Annotated in this window: 1 rRNA gene; it reads right to left on the bottom strand. The window is 38.9% G+C overall.

Annotation, left to right across the window (positions count from 1 at the left end):
* Positions 1-115 (bottom strand): 23S ribosomal RNA (locus M3175_RS24715); the annotation flags it as partial.
* Positions 116-265: the final 150 nt, after the last annotated feature.

Raw genomic sequence — 265 nt, 5'->3', positions numbered from 1 at the left:
GGAAATCTCCGGATCAAAGCTTACTTACAGCTCCCCGAAGCATATCGGTGTTAGTCCCGTCCTTCATCGGCTCCTAGTGCCAAGGCATCCACCGTGCGCCCTTTCTAACTTAACCTATGGTTAATTTTTTTCTCATTTAGAGAGAAAACCTAAAATGGCGATACTCAGTTTCTTTCTTGACTTTTTTACTTTATCTAGTTTTCAAAGAACAACTTGATGGAAGTTTATAAGGATGGTTATTTTTGCTTCGCAAAAAAACCTTATT

The sequence above is a fragment of the Robertmurraya korlensis genome (assembly GCF_023715225.1).
GTDB lineage: Bacteria > Bacillota > Bacilli > Bacillales > Cytobacillaceae > Robertmurraya_A.
Note: the sequence above shows the minus strand (reverse complement) of the source record. Positions and strands in the feature narration are given on the sequence as shown.